General features: G+C 72.7%; 16 protein-coding genes. 5 read left to right on the top strand and 11 right to left on the bottom strand.

The features are described from left to right. Positions 1-26 precede the first annotated feature (26 nt). Positions 27-1,040, bottom strand: coding sequence for a glycerophosphodiester phosphodiesterase family protein (locus ACIB24_RS04470; protein ID WP_398275727.1), 1,014 nt, complete (start codon positions 1,038-1,040; stop codon positions 27-29). A gap of 244 nt (positions 1,041-1,284) precedes the next feature. Here ACIB24_RS04470 and ACIB24_RS04465 point away from each other — a divergent pair, with 244 nt between their 5' ends. The 4 genes from ACIB24_RS04465 (at position 1,285) to ACIB24_RS04450 (ending at position 4,222) form a co-directional block, all read left to right on the top strand. Then, complete coding sequence (locus ACIB24_RS04465) at positions 1,285-1,623, top strand: DUF485 domain-containing protein (RefSeq protein WP_398275724.1); 339 nt, start codon at positions 1,285-1,287, stop codon at positions 1,621-1,623. Continuing rightward, complete coding sequence (locus ACIB24_RS04460; RefSeq protein WP_398275721.1) at positions 1,620-3,260, top strand: cation acetate symporter; 1,641 nt, start codon at positions 1,620-1,622, stop codon at positions 3,258-3,260. The genes ACIB24_RS04465 and ACIB24_RS04460 overlap by 4 nt, the downstream gene beginning before the upstream one ends. Before the next feature lie 100 nt (positions 3,261-3,360). Next, complete coding sequence (locus tag ACIB24_RS04455) at positions 3,361-3,729, top strand: hypothetical protein (protein WP_398275718.1); 369 nt, start codon at positions 3,361-3,363, stop codon at positions 3,727-3,729. 28 nt (positions 3,730-3,757) lie between these two features. Continuing rightward, positions 3,758-4,222, top strand: coding sequence for a DUF4396 domain-containing protein (locus ACIB24_RS04450; RefSeq protein WP_398275715.1), 465 nt, complete (start codon positions 3,758-3,760; stop codon positions 4,220-4,222). 441 nt (positions 4,223-4,663) lie between these two features. Here ACIB24_RS04450 and ACIB24_RS04445 read toward each other — a convergent pair whose 3' ends face one another. From ACIB24_RS04445 to ACIB24_RS04435, 3 genes are all read right to left on the bottom strand, one after another. Then, on the bottom strand, positions 4,664-5,476 hold the full coding sequence (locus tag ACIB24_RS04445) for a hypothetical protein (protein WP_398275712.1): 813 nt from the start codon (positions 5,474-5,476) through the stop codon (positions 4,664-4,666). 113 nt (positions 5,477-5,589) lie between these two features. Beyond that, the gene (locus ACIB24_RS04440) at positions 5,590-6,798 is read right to left on the bottom strand and encodes an alanine racemase (RefSeq protein ID WP_398275709.1); all 1,209 of its coding nucleotides are present in this window, start codon (positions 6,796-6,798) and stop codon (positions 5,590-5,592) included. After that, positions 6,795-8,099, bottom strand: coding sequence for a D-arabinono-1,4-lactone oxidase (locus tag ACIB24_RS04435; RefSeq protein ID WP_398275706.1), 1,305 nt, complete (start codon positions 8,097-8,099; stop codon positions 6,795-6,797). Before ACIB24_RS04435 ends, ACIB24_RS04440 begins: the two co-directional genes overlap by 4 nt. A gap of 293 nt (positions 8,100-8,392) precedes the next feature. Between ACIB24_RS04435 and acs the strand changes: the two genes are divergently transcribed. After that, a complete protein-coding gene (acs, locus tag ACIB24_RS04430) occupies positions 8,393-10,357 on the top strand; it encodes an acetate--CoA ligase (RefSeq protein WP_398275703.1) in 1,965 nt (654 codons plus the stop codon). A gap of 169 nt (positions 10,358-10,526) precedes the next feature. Here the strand turns inward: acs and ACIB24_RS04425 are convergent, their stop codons facing one another. From ACIB24_RS04425 to ACIB24_RS04395, 7 genes are all read right to left on the bottom strand, one after another. Next, a complete protein-coding gene (locus ACIB24_RS04425; RefSeq protein ID WP_398275700.1) occupies positions 10,527-11,858 on the bottom strand; it encodes a hypothetical protein in 1,332 nt (443 codons plus the stop codon). Beyond that, positions 11,858-12,394, bottom strand: coding sequence for a SigE family RNA polymerase sigma factor (locus ACIB24_RS04420; protein WP_398275697.1), 537 nt, complete (start codon positions 12,392-12,394; stop codon positions 11,858-11,860). The genes ACIB24_RS04425 and ACIB24_RS04420 overlap by 1 nt, the downstream gene beginning before the upstream one ends. 92 nt (positions 12,395-12,486) lie before the next feature. Then, the gene (locus ACIB24_RS04415) at positions 12,487-13,569 is read right to left on the bottom strand and encodes a hypothetical protein (protein ID WP_398275695.1); all 1,083 of its coding nucleotides are present in this window, start codon (positions 13,567-13,569) and stop codon (positions 12,487-12,489) included. Positions 13,570-13,601: 32 nt separating this feature from the next. Continuing rightward, complete coding sequence (locus ACIB24_RS04410; protein WP_398275693.1) at positions 13,602-14,783, bottom strand: hypothetical protein; 1,182 nt, start codon at positions 14,781-14,783, stop codon at positions 13,602-13,604. Continuing rightward, on the bottom strand, positions 14,780-15,346 hold the full coding sequence (locus ACIB24_RS04405) for a SigE family RNA polymerase sigma factor (RefSeq protein ID WP_398275690.1): 567 nt from the start codon (positions 15,344-15,346) through the stop codon (positions 14,780-14,782). The genes ACIB24_RS04410 and ACIB24_RS04405 overlap by 4 nt, the downstream gene beginning before the upstream one ends. A gap of 10 nt (positions 15,347-15,356) precedes the next feature. Then, positions 15,357-16,661, bottom strand: a complete 1,305-nt coding sequence (locus ACIB24_RS04400) for a hypothetical protein (RefSeq protein ID WP_398275687.1) — start codon at positions 16,659-16,661, stop codon at positions 15,357-15,359. Beyond that, positions 16,658-17,194 carry a SigE family RNA polymerase sigma factor gene (locus tag ACIB24_RS04395; RefSeq protein WP_398275684.1) on the bottom strand — a complete coding sequence of 179 codons (537 nt, stop codon included), beginning with the start codon at positions 17,192-17,194 and terminating at the stop codon, positions 16,658-16,660. Before ACIB24_RS04395 ends, ACIB24_RS04400 begins: the two co-directional genes overlap by 4 nt. Positions 17,195-17,246 lie beyond the last annotated feature (52 nt).

The following is a 17,246-nucleotide window of genomic DNA, read 5'->3' as shown; positions in this document are numbered from 1 at the left end:
CGCGGGCTCTGCCGGTGGGGCCGGGTTCAGGGCGCGACGACGCCTTGGCTCGCGGCGCCCTGGCTCGCGACCCCGCGACTGAGCAGGCGGCGAGCTCGGGCCATGGTGCGCTTCTCCTGCTCGGCGCCCTGGACGGGCTTCTCGGGGGCGGGCCACGCGGTGGGGGCCACCCAGGCGTCACGCTCGACCAGGACGTCGCGGGCCAGGTCGGGGCGGTCGGTGATCAGGCCGTCGACGCCGATGTCCAGCATCTGGTGCATGGCGTCCGCGTCCTCGACGTCCCAGGCCATGACCCGCATGCCGAGGTCGTGGGCGATGTCGACCACGCGCCGGGTGAGCAGCTTGCGGCGGCCGAGAGTGCGCGGCAGGTGGACGAACTCGGCCGGCGGCAGGTTCACCGGGCGGCGGCCGGCCTTGGCCGCGATCACCAGGCGGCCGACGGCCTCCCAGCCGAGCGCCGTGTTCAGCGCCGGGCCGGCCAACTCGCGCGCGGCCAGCAGCCAGCGGTCGCGGGCGCCGGCCAGGCAGACCCGGTCGGTGGCCCCCGCGCGGTGCAGCAGGGCGACGAGGTGCGGCAAGGCCTTGGGGTCCTTCAGGTCGAAGACGAACTTCGCGGACTCGAACGTGGCCAGCAGGTCGGCGATCCGCAGCACCCGGTCGCCGCCGATGCCCAGGCGCCGGATGCCCGACAGGGTGAGTTCGTCGACGCGGGCCTCGGCCCCGGTGACCCGGGTGAGGGTGGCGTCGTGGACGGCGACGCACTCGCCGTCCGAGGTCATCCGCACGTCCGTCTCCAGATACCGGACACCCAGCGCGTACGACCGGTCGAACGCGGCCAGGGTGTTCTCCCGGGCCAGCGCGGCACCGCCGCGGTGCGCGATCACGTACGGGCCGCCGTCCCCGACGTAGCGCGTGCCGACGGGGCCCGTGAGGGTCACCGCATCCGGGCCCACGTTCCGGGCCGCCTCGAGGGCGCGGTCGGGCGCCGGGGCCGGCGGTCGAAGCTCGGACGAGCGGCGGGGCCGCGGGACGGTCAGCATCGGGGTGTCTCCAGGGTCGGACCTTCGATGTCAGGGTTCTTGATCTCGTCCCGGTACGGCCGTCCCTTGAGTGCTCACCGCTCGTCGTCCGGTTCGCGCCGTTCGTCGCAGGGCGGGGGCCGGGTGGACGGCGGGTGCGACCGCTGGGCGCAGCACCCCTCCCGGCGAGGCCCGGCGCGGGGCGACAGTGACCTGGGTCACTGCGGTCTCGCCGTGGCCGACACCGGTCCTCGGGAGGTCAACGATGTCCACCAACCCGACCCGCCCCAGCGGGACGACGTACGAGGAGGTGCAGGCCAGCGAGGAGTTCGCCACGTTGCGAAACCGGTTCCGGCGGTTCGTCTTCCCGCTCACCGGTCTGTTCCTGGTCTGGTACTTCCTGTTCGTCGTCCTGTCCGCCTTCGCGCCCGACTTCATGGGCACGAAGGTGCTCGGCAACATCAACGTGGGGCTGATCTTCGGCCTGCTGCAGTTCGTCTCGACGTTCGCGATCACCATGTACTACGTCCGCTGGGCGGACCGGGAGTTCGACCCGACCGCCGACGCCCTGCGCGCCCACATGGAGAGCGGTGAGCTGCGATGAGGACCCTGGCCGCCGCGACCACCGAGACCGTGGGCGAGCCCGCGGTGAACATCACGATCTTTCTGCTGTTCGTCGCCGTCACCCTGGCCATCGTCATCCGGGCCGCCCGCAACAACCGGACCGCGGCCGACTACTACGCCGCCGGGCGCGCGTTCTCGGGCCGCCAGAACGGCATCGCGATCTCCGGCGACTACCTGTCGGCGGCGTCGTTCCTGGGCATCGCGGGCGCCATCGCGATCAACGGCTACGACGGGTTCCTGTACTCCATCGGCTTCCTCGTCGCCTGGCTGGTGGCCCTGTTGCTGGTCGCGGAACTGCTGCGCAACACCGGCCGGTTCACGATGGCCGACGTGCTGTCGTTCCGGCTGCGGCAGGGCCCGGTCCGCACGGCGGCAGCGATCTCCACGCTCGCGGTCTCGTTCTTCTACCTGCTGGCCCAGATGGCCGGCGCGGGTGGCCTGGTGAACCTGCTGCTCGGTGTGAAGGGGACCGGCGCGCAGGACCTCACCATCGCCGTCGTCGGCATCCTGATGATCTTCTACGTCCTGGTCGGCGGCATGAAGGGCACGACGTGGGTGCAGATCGTCAAGGCGATCCTCCTGATCATCGGGGCCGCACTGATGACTGTGTGGGTGCTGGGCAAGGTCGGGCTGAACCTGTCGGAACTGCTCGGCAACGCCGCGGCGGGCACCCCGAAGGGTCAGGCGCTGCTGGAGCCGGGACTGGCCTACGGCGCGACCACGACCACCAAGATCGGGTTCATCTCTCTGGCCTTGGCCCTGGTGCTCGGCACCGCGGGACTGCCGCACGTGCTGATGCGCTTCTACACGGTGCCGAGTTCGAAGGAGGCCCGGCGCAGCGTGGTCTGGGCGATCTGGGTGATCGGCCTGTTCTACCTGTTCACGCTGGTCCTGGGCTACGGCGCGGCATGGCTGGTCGGGCCGGAGAAGATCCTCGCGGCTCCCGGTAAGGCGAACTCGGCGGCGCCCCTGCTGGCCTACGAGCTGGGCGGCACGCTGCTGCTGGGGGTGATCGCAGCCGTGGCGTTCGCGACGATCCTCGCGGTGGTCGCGGGTCTGACCATCACGGCGAGCGCGTCGTTCGCGCACGACGTGTACTCGAACGTGATCAAGAAGGGCCAGGTCAGGGCGGACGACGAGGTGCGGGTCGCGCGGATCACGGCGGTGGTGATCGGCATCGTGGCCATCATCGGCGGCATCTACGCCAAGAACCAGAACGTGGCCTTCCTGGTCGGGCTGGCCTTCGCGGTGGCGGCCTCGGCGAACCTGCCGACGATCCTGTACTCGCTGTTCTGGAAGCGCTTCAACACCCAGGGCGCCCTGTGGTCGATCTACGGAGGTCTGATCTCCTCGGTCGTGCTGATCGCCTTCTCCCCGACCGTCTCGGGCAAGGTCGACGCCAAGACCGGAGCCAGCCTGTCGATGATCACGGACACGTCCATCGACTTCCACTGGTTCCCGCTGGAGAACCCGGCGATCGTCTCGGTGCCCCTGGCGTTCCTGCTCGGGTGGCTGGGCACGGTGCTCAGCCGGGAGGTCGCCGACGCCTCGAAGTACGCCGAGATGGAGGTCCGGGCCCTGACCGGCGCCGGGGCCGAGAAGGCGGTCGACCACTAGAGGTTGATCATGCGCAAACGCAGCACTGCCCCGGTCCCGGACCCAGGTCCACCCGGGGCAGTTCTGCGTTTGCGCATGATCGACGCAATACAGTGACGGCGTGGACGAGTTCAACGTCGTGCCGTTCCTGATCGGGCTCATCGTGGCCGCGCTGCTCGGGCTCGCGTCGGGATGGCTGGCCAGCCGGGCCGCGGGCGACCAGCCGGTGGCGCTGAACCCGCTGGCCGGCGGCAGCCTCTGGGCCTCGGTGCTGCTGTGGGTCGGCTTCATCGGCGCCACGATCGCCGGGTTCTCGTACATGTCGGCCGGCGGCTTCTGGGGGCGCCAGGCCCTCAACCTGACCATCGCCGCGCTGGCGTTCGCCGACGTGGCGTTCAGCGCCCGAGCCGTGCGGGTGTGGCACAACAAGACGCTTCCGGTCCGCCGCAAGCGCCGGGCCGGGCCGGCCACCCGACGCACCGCGGAATAGATACCCCCCGGGGGTACTTATCTGGGCCATGGACACCCACGAACACCATCACGGGCCCGACACCAGCTGGGCCGGGGCCCGCAGCGCCACGCTGCACTGCCTCACCGGCTGCGCCATCGGCGAGGTGCTCGGCATGATCATCGGGACGGCGACCGGGCTGCACAACGCGGGGACCGTCGTCCTCAGCATCGTGCTCGCCTTCGTGTTCGGCTACGGCCTGACCGCCCGCGGCGTGCTCGCCGCCGGGCTGACGCTGGGCGCCGCACTCCAGGTCGCCTTCGCCGCCGACACCGTCTCGATCGCCGTGATGGAGGTCGTCGACAACGCGTTCGTGGTCGCCGTGCCCGGGGCGATGGACGCCGGCCTGGGCGACCTGCTGTTCTGGGCCTCACTGGCCGGGTCGCTGGTGATCGCCTTCGGCGCGGCCCTGCCCGTCAACAAGTGGCTGATCGCGCGCGGCCGGGGCCACGCCGTCGTCCACGAGTACCACTAACATTCCCGACATGACCGACGTCCTGACGGGCCGCGCGTCGACCGTCGAGGCCGTCGAGGGCAACGAGCGCCTGACGGCCTGGGCCGGCGCCGCACTGCTCGCCGGGTTCGGCGCCGAGTTGCTCACGCTGCTCGACGTGCACTGGTACCTGACGTACCACGTGCTCATCGGCGTCGCGCTGTTCGCGCCCCTGAGCGTCAAGCTCGCCTCGACCGGCTACCGCTTCGTCCGCTACTACACAGGCGACCCGGCGTTCGTCCGGAAGGGCCCGCCGCAGTGGGCCTTACGTGTGCTCGCCCCGGTGCTCGTGGCCGTCACCGCGGTCGTGCTGCTGAGCGGCGTGGCTCTCGTGGTGACCCACTGGTACCACCGCGAGACCGAGACGCTGCACCTGTGGGCCACCTGGCTGTGGGTGACCCTGGCCGCGGTGCACGTGCTCGCCTACCTGGCCCCGACCGGGCGCTCGGTGCTCGCCGACCTCAACCGCCGCGGGACGACGCCCGCGGCCGTGGCGGTACGGCTCGGCCTGGTCGCGGGGTCGGGTGTCGTCGGGCTGACCGCCGGCGCGGTCGCCGTCGCGGTGTTCCTGGACTGACCGCACCACAGTCGTTGACGAGGGATCCTCGCGTGGATATGGCAGCTGAGGATGCCTCGTAAACGATCGGGGCCAGCTGGATCGAGCTCTCCCAGGGGCAACCGGGCCAGGACGGCGGCCGAGCCGGTCAGCGCGCAGATGCCGTAGAGCACGGGCGCGCGCACGCCCGACGCGAGCCCGTACCCGAGGAACAGCCCGCCCTCCAGGGCGAGCATCAGCCAGGCCGTCGGGGAGAGGCCCGTGACGTCGGGGCTGCGCCATGCGGTGACGATCGCCGGGACGAGCAGCCAGGCGATCGAGGCCCCCACCAGGGCCCCCGTCGTCCCGGCCCCGCCCGCGGCCTCGACGGTGGCCGCGACCCCCAGCACCGACGCCCAGGCGACGGGCAGCCACAGGCCGGCCCGATCGGCGTCCAGGCGCCAGGCCGCGACCGCGGTGGCCACTGCGAACGGGACGCCGATCGCCGACGACGCGACCAGCCACACGTCGCGCACGTGCAGGGCGTAGCCCGTCCACGCGACGAAACTGATCGCCGAGTTGGTGGCCGCGGGCAGGCTCACGCCCGCCGCGGTACCGCCACTGACCAGCCGGACGAGCTGCGGCAGGCTGACGGCGACCGCCAGCACGACCGTCCCCGCCCCCAAGAACGTTGCGAACACGTGCCGTCAGAGCGGCGTCCGGCGACGCAGATACATGTCCGATCAACGAATCCTGCGTTTGCGCATGATCACCGCACGCCCTCGTTGATCATGCGCAAACGCAGGATCGGCCGCTAGATGAAGAGCCGGCCCTCGCCGCGGTAGGTGGGCAGCTCGCCCGTCACCCGGTCGCCGGAGACCAGGTGCAGCGTGTCGAGGTGTTCGCACAGCTCGCCGGCCTTGGCGTGCCGGAACCAGACCCGGTCGCCCACCTGGAGAGAATCGGCGGCCGCCCCGCGCAGCGGCGTCTGCACCTCGCCGGCCCCCTCGGTCGGCACCAGGTCGAGACCCACCGGCCAGACCGGCGTCGGGGAGCGGTCGGGGCCCGACGGACCGGAGGCGATCCAGCCGCCGCCGAGCACCGTGACGATGCCGGGGGCGGGCCGCCGGACGACGGGCAGCGCGAAGTACGCGGCCGGGCGCGCCTCGAACGTGGTGTAGCCGTCGAACAGCGTGGGCGTGAAGAGCCCCGACCCCGCGGCGATCTCGGTGACCGAAGGGTCGAGAGCCGTGAGCTGCACGCTGCCGGTACCGCCGCCGTTGACGAACTCCAGGTCGGCCACCTCGCGCACGGCCGCCACCACCGCGGGGCGCCGCTCGAGCAGGTCGGCCATCGACCGCTTCTGGATCAGCCGCACCGCGCGCCGCCGGGCCGCGGCCGCCGGCGACGAGCCGCCCGCGTCGTCCTGCAACCCGGCGACCTGCGCCTCGTAGGCCATCAGACCGACCAGCGAGAACCCCCGCCGGACAACCTCTTCCGCGAGTGTGCGCGCCTGGGCGGGGGTTCGTACGGGCGAGCGTCGCACACCCAAGTGCACGCGGTCGCCGCCCAGCCGCAGCGAGGCGTCAAGCTCCAGGCAGACCCGCACGGGCGCCCCCGGCCCGGCGCCCGCCGCGGCCAGCAGCTCGAGCTGGCTCACGTCGTCCACCATGACGGTCACCCGGCTGCGCAGCAGCGGGTCGGCCGCCAGCGTGCGCAGGGCCGCCCGGGCGGCCGTCGGGTAGCCGACCACGACGTCGTCGCTGACCGGGTCGTCACCGGCCGCCAGCCACAGCGCCTCGGGCAGGGTGAAGGCGAGCACCCCGGCGAAGCCGGGGCGGGCCAGGACCTCACGCAACAAACCCCGGACTCGAACGCTTTTGGAGGCCACGCGGATGGGTTTACCGCCGGACCGCCGGACCAGGTCGTCGGCGTTGGCGCTGAAGGCCGCGTGGTCGAGCACGCCGAACGGCGGGTCCAGGTCGGCGGTCGCGGTGGCCAGCGCGGCCGGGAAGGCGCTCATGCCCCGAACACCCGCTCGACGTAGGCGTTCGCGAAAAGCCGCCCGGGATCGACGGAGTCACGGACCGCGAGAACGTCGTCGAACCTCGGGTACAGCTGCGACAGGTCGGCCCGGGTGAAGTCGTGCAGCTTGCCCCAGTGCGGCCGCCCCTCGTGGGCGCGGACGATCCGCTGCGCCTCGGCGAAGTACCGGGTGTGCGGCTGGCGCCAGTGGGTCTGGACGGCCACCCAGGCCGTGCGCCGCCCGTGCGCAGTGCCGAGCCAGGCCTCCTCGGGCGGCCCGACCCGGACCTCCATCGGGAACCCCACCTGGTTACCGGGTTTCGCCAGCCACGCCTGCAGGTCGGCCAGCACCGACGGCATCGCCTCCAGCGGCACCGCGTACTCGCCCTCCCGGAACCGGACCCGTCGCCGGTGCGCGAACACGTGGTACGAGCGGTCGACGTACTCGCGGTTGGTGTAGAAGGTGGGCAGCACCCGGTTCACGGGCCGGATGAGGCGTGGGACGAGCGCGGTCGTCGCCATCACCGCGCCCAGCAGACCGTTGGCCATCACCTCGTCGTCGACGAACGCCTTGAATCGCGGCTGCGGGCCGGGCGGCGTGCCGGCCTCGACCACGTCGCTGTACTTCCACAGCACGGTGTCGGTGTGCGGGAAGAGGAAGAACTCCGGGTGACCCGGCTCCGCGTCGCCCGAGGCCAGCAGCCGTTCGACCGCCTCCGCCAGCGGCATCGGTCGCTCCGCCGAACGCAGGTGGAAGGCGGGGACGCACTGCAGGGTGACCGCCGTGATCACGCCGAACGCACCCAGGCCGACCCGGGCCGCCTCGAACAGCGGCTCCCCCGGCCCGCACTGCACCACCGCCCCGTCGGCCAGCACGAGTTCCAGCCCGCGGACCTGGGCCGAGAGGGACCCGGCGACCGTCGTCCCGGTGCCGTGGGTGCCCGTCGAGAGAGCGCCGCTGATGGTCTGCCGGTCGATGTCGCCGAGGTTGGGCATGGCCAGCCCCAGGTCCCACAGGGCCGGGGACAGCTCGTACAGGGGCGTCCCGCCGGCCACGGTCACGAGCCCGGTCGCGCTGTCGGCGGCGAGCACCCCGCGCAGCCCGCGCAGGTCGAGCTGGACGTCGGGAGCGACGGCGATGTCGTTGAACGAGTGCCCCGAGCCGACCGCCCGGACCTTCAGACCGTCCCGGGCCGCGGCCTTCACGACCGCCGCGAGCTCGGACACCGACCCGGGCACGGCCACGCGCGCCGGTCGCACCGATTCCAGCCGGGTCCAGTTCCGCCACTGATCAGCCACGTCTGGATCGTAGGCCCCGGGCCAAACGAAAGAGAGTCCGGAACCTCTCGGGCTCCGAACTCGATGCCGTGCATTATTCCAGGAAATTCGTTTCGCGTCAAGAGCGCCCACCCTTGCCCCCGGCGACCGGGCCCGGCCTGCCGGTCGTCCCGCCGAGCGCTCCGCCGAGCGACCGACCGGCACCGTTCAGCGCCGCGGCCCATCGCTGCAACGGCGTCGCAACCATCACGGGATTAGGGTCGAGCCTGGAGATCTTGCCGGGCCAAAGACGGCCGACCACGGAGGTACGCCCCATGAGCAACGAGACGCTGTCGAACCTGCTGCACGAGGAACGGCGGTTCCCGCCCAGCGAGGAGTTCGCCGCCCACGCCGTGGCGAAGGCCGACCTCTACGAGCAGGCCCAGGCCGACCGGCTCGGCTTCTGGGACGAGCAGGCCCGCGCGCTGAGCTGGGCCCAGCCGTGGACCCAGACCCTGGACTGGACGAACCCGCCGTTCGCGAAGTGGTTCGTCGGCGGCACGCTCAACGTCGCGTACAACTGCGTCGACCGGCACGTCGAGGCCGGGAACGGCGACCGGGTCGCGATCCACTTCGAGGGCGAGCCGGGCGACACCCGCACGCTGACCTACGCCGAGCTGCAGAGGGAGGTCAGCAAGGCGGCCAACGCCCTGACCGCCCTCGGTGTGCAGGCCGGCGACCGGGTCGCGATCTACCTGCCGATGATCCCCGAGGCGATCGTGTCGATGCTGGCCTGCGCCCGGATCGGCGCGCCGCACTCCGTCGTCTTCGGCGGCTTCTCCTCCAGCGCCCTGCGCAGCCGGATCGAGGACGCCGACGCCCGCGTCGTCATCACCGCCGACGGTGGGTACCGCCGGGGCGCGCCCGCGGCGTTGAAGCCGGCGGTCGACGAGGCGGTCGACGGCCTGGACGCCGTCCGCTCGGTGCTCGTCGTCCGGCGGACCGGGCAGGACGTCGCGTGGACCGACCGCGACGTGTGGTGGCACGAGGCGCTCGAGGCCGCGGACGACGTCCACGAGGCGCAGCCGTTCGACGCCGAGCACCCGCTGTTCATCCTCTACACGTCCGGCACCACCGGGAAGCCGAAGGGCATTCTGCACACCAGCGGCGGCTACCTGACCCAGGCCGCGTACACCCACCGCAACGTCTTCGACCTGCGGCCGGAGCGGGACGTCTACTGGTGCACCGCCGACATCGGCTGGGTCACCGGGCACAGCTACATCGTCTACGGGCCGCTGGCCAACGGTGCGACCCAGGTGATCTACGAGGGCACCCCGGACACCCCGCACCGCGGCCGGTTCTGGGAGATCGTGCAGAAGTACGGGGTCACCCAGCTCTACACCGCGCCCACGGCGATCCGGACGTTCATGAAGTGGGGCGACGACATCCCCGCCGAGTTCGACCTGTCGTCGCTGCGGGTCCTCGGCTCGGTCGGTGAGCCGATCAACCCCGAGGCGTGGGTCTGGTACCGCCGGGTGATCGGCGGTGACCGCACCCCCGTCGTCGACACGTGGTGGCAGACCGAGACCGGCGCGATGATGATCAGCCCGCTGCCGGGCGTGACCGCCGCCAAGCCGGGCAGCGCCCAGGTCGCGCTGCCGGGGATCGGCATCGACGTGCTGGACGACGAGGGGCACCCGGTGCCGAACGGTTCCGGTGGGTACCTGGTGCTGACCGAGCCGTGGCCGTCGATGCTGCGCGGTATCTGGGGCGACGACGAGCGGTACAAGGAGACGTACTGGTCGCGGTTCAAGGGCATGTACTTCGCCGGGGACGGCGCGAAGAAGGACGAGGACGGCGACATCTGGCTGCTCGGCCGGGTCGACGACGTGATGAACGTGTCGGGGCACCGGCTCTCGACGACGGAGATCGAGTCGGCGCTCGTGTCGCACCCCAAGGTGGCCGAGGCGGCCGTCGTCGGGGCGACCGACGAGACGACCGGTCAGGCCGTGTGCGCGTTCGTGATCCTGCGCGGGGACGCGGGGTACGACGAGTCGCAGGCCGACGCCGTGATCAAGGAGCTGCGGGACCACGTGGCGCACGAGATCGGGCCGATCGCCAAGCCCCGCCAGGTGATGGTGGTCGCGGAGCTGCCCAAGACCCGGTCCGGCAAGATCATGCGCCGCCTGCTGCGCGACGTGGCCGAGAACCGGCAGGTCGGTGACGTCACCACGCTGGCCGACTCGACGGTGATGGACCTGATCAAGCAGGGGCTGTCGACGGGGAAGTCCGAGGACTGAGGCCGCCGACCAAGATCACCGCGAGGGCGTCACTTCGTCGGGTGGGACCCGCTGAAACGACGCCCTAGCGGTGATCTTGGTCAGGGACGGCGACTGCGCCAGGTCCGGCGGCACCCCGTGTGATCTCACGTAACCCCTGAACGCATCCGCCCGGCCCGACGGGTGGAACCTAGGTCAGCTCTTCGGCCTGCGCCACGGTCCGCATGCGCCGCCGAACGAGCACGCCCGCCCCGGCGATCACGACCAGCAGCACGTAGACGGGCAAGGGCGGGGTGGGCGGGGAGAGCAGTGCGTTGACGAACCGCTCCCACCGCGTGACCACGGGCCGCACCGCCGGCACGAGCCCCGCCGCGACCACGTCGTTCGCGACGGCGACGGGCACGACCTGCCGAGGTCCGGTACCGAGCTCGCGCCAGACACCGGTGTCGGGGTTCAGCTCGTACAGCGTCGTGGGACCGTTCTCGTCGCCGGCCAGGGTGGTGACGCGGACCAGGACGCCGCGGTCGGACCAGGCCATCGCCGTGGCGTAGGCGACGTCGGTGCCGCCCGGCACGGGCATCGCCTGGGTGACCGCCTTACCCCGGGCGTTGCGCCGGCCGATCAGGATCTCGTAGCCGTAGCCGCTGCCGCCGCTGATCTGCTCACCCTCTGCCGGCTGGACGCTGTCCGCGAAGGCCGACCGGGTGCCGTCCGGGGACGCCGTGAGCGGGGTCGAGACGGAACCGTAGGCAGCCCTGTCCCAGCTGGTCATCGGTACCCAGGGCATCCCCTCGATGTCGAGGTACCCCCCCTCGGCGGCGGGTTGGAACACCCGCCCGTCGCCCGAGCGGGCCAGCGCCGTGACGTGGCACGTGCACAGCCGCCGCACCTGTCCGGCGGCGGTGACGAACGAGACCGCCTGGTCCTGGACCACGTAGATGCCGCCATCACCCCAGACCACCTGGTGACCGGCCCCGGCCGGCAGCTCGACGGACGTGCGCCGGCCCTCGGCCAGTCGCCACGTCCGCAGACGCGGGTGGTCGCTGTCGTCCATGTCGAGCCAGGCCACCTGCCGCCCGTCCGGTGAGAGGGCCAGGTCCTCGTTGGCGCCGCCCTTCCAGGGCAGCTGCGCGTACCGGCGCCCGTCGGCGGAGACCAGGAAGTAGCCGTTGACGGGGTAGTCCCTCGTGACGGTCGGCCCGGCCCCGAGCACCATCGAGGCGGCGGTCATCGGCTCGTGCCGGACGTTCGGCAGACCGCGGGGGACGTCGAACCAGCTGTCCGGCAACCCGGTCCGGCCCTCGCCCGTGGCCGGGACGGCGGTCACCGGCAGCAGCGACGTGACCAGCGGGGCGGCCAGCAGGAGCACGGCGGCGGCGACCAGCAGGTTCCGGCCGACGGTGCGCCACCGGTCGCGGCGGTGGCCGGCGACCCGGACGTACACGTCGTCCAGGTCGATCGGCACGTCCTGCACGACCTCGGCGGACAGGTCGTCCAGCAAGTCCCTCAGCTCGGCGGTCATCAGGCCACCTCTCCTTCCAGGAGAAGGGTTTCCAGTTCGGGGGCCAGCTCCCGCAAGCGGTGCAGGGCGTGCCGGGTCTGCGACTTCACGGTGCTCACCGAGCAGCTCATCGCCTGCGCGGTCTGCGCCTCGGTGAGGTCCTCGAAGAACCGCAGGACGAGCACCGTGCGCTGGCGCGGGGTGAGCCGGGCCAGCGCCGCCCGCAACGAGAGCCGGACGGCGGTCCCCTCCAGCCCGCCGTCCGACCCCGCCGTCCCCCGCCGCTCGGGCAGCTCGTCGACCAGGTCCAGCCGGACCCGGGCCGCGCGGCGCCGGAACCCGTCCACCCACACCGAGCGGATCGTCGTCCGCACGTACGCCTCGTGCCGGCCCGGCTCGATGTCGGCCCAGCGCGGGACGGCGCGGGCGAGCGCCTCCTGCACCAGGTCCTGCGCGGCCGGGACGTCGGCCGTGAGCAGCCAGGCCAGCTGGAGCAGCGCGCGGCCGCGGGCGGCGACGAACTGCGCCAGGTCCGGCGATGTCCCTGTCGTGTTCACGCATCCCCTAGACGCATCCGCCCACCCTCCTGGGTGGAACCCTGGGGCAGAAACTCTGCCGGACGACGCCGGTCGGGTCGCGGGGGTGGGCTTCAGTCGGTCTCGGCCCGACGGCGTCGGACCACGAAGCCGATCGCAGGGCCGGCCCCGAGTAGGACGGTCACGGCTGTCACGAGCGCGATCCGGTTCTGGCGCCACACCCAAAGGGCCACGTCGGTGTGCCAGCGCGGGGAGACGGGCGGGGCGGCCTGCACGGTGCCGCCAGTCCGGACGAGCCCGGAGGCCGCGGAAACCGGGGACCAGGCGGTATCGGTGGTCGAGATCGTCTCGAGGCGCCCCGACTCCCAGTCGAGGACCGCGATCGAGAAGAGGTCGCGCGTGGCCCCGCCCTGGGCCTCGAGGCGCAAGACAAGGCCGAGGCGCGTCCAGGCGAGCGGGAAGGCCGACCGGGTTCCGGCCGGTAGTGGCCACGAGTTGTGGACGCCGACCCCCTTGGGCGCGTTGTCGAGGGGCGTGGAGTCGATCCGGACCCGCTCGGCCGACACCTGCGCGTACAGGCTCCCGTCGGGGTTGCGGATGTCCCCCCTCGCGGCGTCGACGGCCGGGCCGGTGACCCCGGCGGGTGTGAGGGTGCCCCGGTCGTCGAAGGTCGCGACCCGCTCCGCGTACTTCCCGTTGGCGCCGAACCCGAGGTGCACGTCGTCGCCGACGTAGCGGATCGCGTTCAGCAGGAGGGTCTGCGGGGTCATCACCTGGGTCCGTTCGCTCCCGTCGGACAGGCGCAGGTCGTGCAGGATCGCCTGGTTCCGGCCGCCTTCGTGGTCGTCGGACGAGATCCACTCGACCCACGCGACCCGGCGTCCGTCGGGGCTCAGCGTCGCGTTCATCACCGTCTTCCCCGGGATCCGCGCGTACCGGGTGCCGTCGGCCGACACCACGACGTAGCGGGTCATGTCGTAGTTGGTCAGCAGCAGCGAGGCTTCGACCATCGGCCAGGTCCGGACCGTCGGCAGCGCCAGGGAGGTGGCGTACCAGCGGTCGGGCAGGCCGCGGGGGCCGGCGTCCGAACCGGCCGGGGCCAGGGCCCGGTCACCGAGGTAGGCGGCCGGGACCGCGACAGCCACCAGGACGGCGGCGGCCAACGCGAAAGCACTGCGCAGAGCCGCTTTTCGCACGGTTCTGCCGTCCGTGACCCGGGCCCGGAAGGTCAGGCCCTCGGGCGCGGGGTGGCGGCGACGCAGGCGACCCCGGCCAGGAGCAGGAGCGCGGTCAGCGCCGCGCCGCCGGACAGGACGGTCCAGCGGTGGCTGCTGTAGAGGTTGCCCCAGTAGGAACCCAGCACGTACCGGATCCGGTCGGCGTTCCAGCGCGGGAACGCCGGGGGCGCCGCCTTGACGGGTTGCCCCGCGCCGACCACGTCCGGGGCGACGGTCACCGGTGTCGACGTGCCCTCCCCGGGCCGGCTGACCGCGTGCAACTCGCCGGTGTCCGGGTTCATCAGGGCCACCGAGCTGCGGCGCTCGGAGGAGGAGGTGTAGTCGAGCCGCATCACGATGCCGCCGGGCGCCCAGGCCAGAAGATCCACCGCGGTGACCTCTTTCGGCAGCGCCCGGCCCGGCTTGCGCAGCGCGGTCGACTGCAGCAACTCGGTGCCGACGTAGAACCGTCCGTCCACTCCCTGGGCGCGGGCCGAGCGCGTCCCGCCGGGATCGACCACCTCACCCGAGGCCCGCCGGACGCCGACACCGGTTTCCGTGACGGCCAGCCGGTCACCGTCGAAGGTCGCCGTCCGCTCGAAGTCGGCACCGTTCTTCTGCTCGCCGAACAGCCGCACGGCGTCACCGTCAAAGGCCAGCGCGACGATTCCGGCGCCTGTCGACAGGATCACCCGCTGGGAGCGGCTCTTCCCGTCGGCCAGGGTCAGCTCGGTGAGGGTGAGCCGGTCGCCGTCCCGCGCGACCCAGGCCACCTTGCGCCCGTCGTCGCTCAGGGCCACCTGCTGGACGTCGCGGCCGGGTAGCCGCGCGTAGCGGGTGGTGTCGGCGGAGACCAGGGTCCACTGCGTCCGGTCGGGGCCGCGCAGCACCATCGAGGCGGCGGGCATGTGCCACGTCCGGACCGTCGGCGCCGAGACGGGCGCGTAGTACCAGCGGTCGGGCAGGCCGCTCCGCCCGTCGCTCGCGGGGGCCACGGAGAGCGTGGCGAAGATCGGCAGGGTGACCAGTGCGGCGAGAACCGCTGCGGCGGTGAGCATCAGGGCCGTGCCGAGAGTCCGCAGCCGGTCGCGACGGCGCGTCGCGCCCTCCCGCACGGCCGCGGTGTCGATCCGGCGACCGGTCACGACCTCGGCCGCGGCGTCGTCCATCAGCTCTTTCAGGGCCGGGCTCATCGGGCCACCTCCCCCTCCAGCAGGAGGGTTTCCAGTTCGGGTGCCAGCTCCCGCAGGCGGGCCAGCGCGTACCGGGTCTGCGACTTCACGGTGCTGGTCGAGCAACTCATCGCCCGGGCCGTCTCGGTCTCCGACAGGTCCTCGTAGAACCGCAGCACCAGCACGGTGCGCTGCCGTGGGGTCAATCGGGCCAGCGCCGCCCGTAACGAGAGCCGGACGGCGGTCCCCTCCAGGCCGCCGTCCGGCCCCGCCGCCTCGGGCACCTCGGGGACGACGTCCAGCGCCACCCTCGCCCCCCGCCGCCGGAACGAGTCGATCCAGACCGAGCGGATCGTCGTCCGCACGTAGGCCTCATGCTTGCCCGGCGCGATCGAGTCCCACCGGCGGAAGACCCGGGTCAGGGCCTCCTGCACCAGGTCCTCGGCCGGAGGATCGTCGGCGGCCAGCAGCCAGGCCAGCCGCAGCATCGCCTCGCCGCGCGCGGCGACGAACGCCTCGAGACTCAAGGCCTCGGGCGCGGCCGCGCCCGGCGAACCACCCACCGTCGGCACCCCCGTCGTCACCCTCACACCCTCAAGGACGCGCGCGGGCCGCCCTCCGGGTGGAACGGACCGTCAGCCCGATCCCGGCGCCGAGCAGCAGGACCGGCACCACCACGAGGAAGACTGCCAGCAGCGGCAGGTCGTCCAGCACCCCGCGCGTCGTCGCCGCCACCTCGGCGGGACGCCAGAACGGGTAGGACGGCGCCGGCGCGGCGACCGCCGTCCCGTCACCGACCGCGGCCGGGACGACCGCCACCGGCACCGTCCAGCCGGCCCCGGGGCCGGGGCGGGCCAGCACCCGCTGCCGGAGGGTGTCGGGGTCGACGAGGGTCAGACGACCGGCGAGCGTCGGGTGGCTGTAGGGCCACGTCCCGGTGACGAGACCGGCTCCGGACCAGGCCAACAGGGTGGGCGACGTGGGTTGCCCGTTCGCGTCGTCGGTGGGCAGGGAGAGCCGGTGCGCCCCCACGAGGGTGTTGCCACCCGGTCCCGAGACGACCAGTTCCGGCTCGGCACCCACGTTGCCGAAGAGGAAGGCGTTCCGGCCGTCCGGCGAGAACACCTGGCTGTACGGGCCAAGCGTGTCCGCAGAGGGTTTCGCAGTCGACGCGGCCTGCAGCGGGACGCCGCCGCATCCGGTCGCCGGATTCAGCATCGCGGGCAGGACGAGCCGGTCGGGCTTCTGGAGCACGCCCGCCAGCCAGCAGGAGAGTTCGCGCTCTGACGCGGGATCGGCGCTCCCCCCGGCTCCGGCGGCCACTCCGTAGCCGGTGACCTCGAACGACCCGCTGTTCCAGCGCAACGACACGGGCCGGAAGGTCGTCGTCGGGATCGCCGTCGACGCCTCCTTCCCGTCGGCCAGGCGCAGCACCTGCAGGCGCCCCGCGCCGTTCGCGTCGACGGACAACCAGCCCAGGAGGCGGCCGTCGTCCGACAGCGCGGGCAACTGCCCCTGGGCGCCGAGCGGCACGCGGGCGTAACGCTTCCCGCCCGCGGAGACCACGTAGTAGCCGTCGTCGGACATGTCCCGCAGCAACAGCGCGGCGGCGGCCATCGGCCAGTACCGCACGGACGGCGTCCCGACCGGTGGCCGGTACCAGGTCGCCGGAACCCCCTCGGTCGGCCCGGTCGCCGGGCGCACCGTCGTCACGGCGAGCGCCGGGACGACGACCAGCGCCAGCAGCGCCGCGGCGGCCGTGAGCATCAGGGTGGTGCCCCAGAAGCGTTGCCGCGACCGCCGCCGGTCGCCCCGGGCCGCCGCCTCGACCATGTCGACGCGCATGCCCTCGACGGCGTCGGCGGCCGCGTCGTCGAGCACGTCCTTGAGCGTGCTCACCCGAGCACCTCCCTCTCGCTGCGCACGGAGTCGTCCGGGGGTTCCACCAGCAGCTCGGCCAGCTCGGGGGCCAGAGCCCGGAGCCGGGCCAGCGCGTGATGGGCCTGCGACTTCACCGTGCCGACGGAAATGCGCATCAGCCGGGCGGTCTCGGCCTCGGTCAGGTCTTCGTAGTACCGCAGCACCAGCACGGTGCGCTGCCGGACGGACAGCAGCTTGAGCGCCTGCTGAACGGCGAGCCGGGCGGGCGCCCGCTCGAGATCACCGTCGGGCTGCGGGGTCTCGGGCGGTTCGGGGACGACGTCCAACACGACCCGCGCCGCGCGCCGGCGCAGCGAGTCGATCCAGACCGAGCGGATCGTCGTCCGCAGGTACGCCTCGTGCCGACCCGCCCCGATCGACGACCAGCGCGGCAGGGCGCGGGCGAACGCCTCCTGCACCAGGTCCTCCGCGGCGGGCCCGTCGGCGGTCAGCAGCCAGGCCAGGCGCAACAACGCGGGGCCACGCGTCGCCACCACCTGTTCGGGAGTCATGTCCCCGTCCCCGTGTTCACACCCACCTAGACGCGCCGCACCCTCTCAGGGG

Origin of the sequence: Spongisporangium articulatum, from assembly GCF_044465595.1 — a bacterium.
Lineage (GTDB): Bacteria > Actinomycetota > Actinomycetes > Actinomycetales > Kineosporiaceae > Spongisporangium > Spongisporangium articulatum.
This window is presented reverse-complemented; position numbering and strand designations above follow the sequence as displayed.